The sequence below is a fragment of the Variovorax sp. 01T439_2 genome (genome assembly GCF_056398445.1).
The window spans coordinates 1-1,222 of record NZ_JBFTPJ010001280.1; the positions used below are offsets into that span (position 1 = coordinate 1).

Annotated in this window: 1 protein-coding gene; it reads right to left on the reverse strand. The window is 63.1% G+C overall.

All coding sequences use genetic code 11. The features are described from left to right. On the reverse strand, positions 1–1,136 hold a 1,136-nt coding region (locus AC1DOC_RS34275), incomplete at its 3' end, for an ATP-binding protein (RefSeq protein WP_478131651.1). Positions 1,137–1,222: the final 86 nt, after the last annotated feature.

The following is a 1,222-nucleotide window of genomic DNA, read 5'->3' on the forward strand; positions in this document are numbered from 1 at the left end:
ACGCAGCACAGGCCTTCGCGCATGTCGTCGCCGGTGACTTCGACCTTGGCCTTCTTGGCGAACTCGTTTTCTTCGATGTACTTGTTGATGACGCGGGTCATCGCGGCGCGCAGGCCCGTGAGATGGGTGCCGCCGTCACGCTGCGGGATGTTGTTGGTGAAGCACAGCACCTGCTCGTTGTAGCCGCTGTTCCACTGCATCGCCACCTCGACGCCGATGTGCGTGCCCGGGATGCCGCCGTAGGTGTCGGCCGGCTTCTCGCCCATTGCGTAGAACACGTTGGGGTGCAAGACGGTCTTGCCCTTGTTGATGAAGTCGACAAAGCCCTTGACGCCGCCGGCGCCCGAGAAGTCGTCTTCCTTGCCGCTGCGCTCGTCCTTCAGGCGGATGCGCACGCCGTTGTTCAAAAAGCTCAGCTCGCGCAGCCGCTTGGAGAGGATTTCGTAGTGGAAATCGGCGTTCTCCTTGAAGATCTCGGTGTCGGGCAGGAAGTGGACTTCGGTGCCGCGCTTGTCGGTCTCCCCGATGATCCGCATCGGCGACACCTCGACGCCGTTCACGGTCTCGATCAGGCGGTTCTGCACGAAGCCGCGGCTGAATTCGAGCTCGTGGATCTTGCCTTCGCGCCGCACCACCAGGCGCAGCATCACGCTCAGCGCGTTCACGCAGCTCACGCCCACGCCGTGCAGGCCGCCCGACACCTTGTAGCTGTTCTGGTTGAACTTGCCGCCCGCGTGCAGCTCGGTGAGCGCGATTTCGGAGGCCGAGCGCTTGGGCTCGTGCTTGTCGTCCATCTTCACGCCCGTGGGAATGCCGCGGCCGTTGTCGGTGACGGAGATCGAGTTGTCGGTGTGGATGGTGACGACGATGTCGTCGCAGTGCCCGGCCAGTGCCTCGTCGATGGAGTTGTCGACCACCTCGAACACCAGGTGGTGCAGGCCCGTGCCGTCGGAGGTGTCGCCGATGTACATGCCGGGGCGCTTGCGCACCGCCTCGAGCCCTTCGAGGATCGTGATCGAGCCTTCGCCGTAGCTGGTGTCGGCGGGCGTGATCTCGATCGGTRCCGCACTCTCGATCTCGGGCGTGTAGACCGGCTCGGTGTGGGGTACTTCGGGCTTGTTCTCTTCTGCACTCATTCGGATATTCCTCTATCTCTCACGGCATTCACGGGATTTCTCGGGCTCTCGGAGCCGGTTTTTCCTGCCTCTTGAAAGCGCAAACC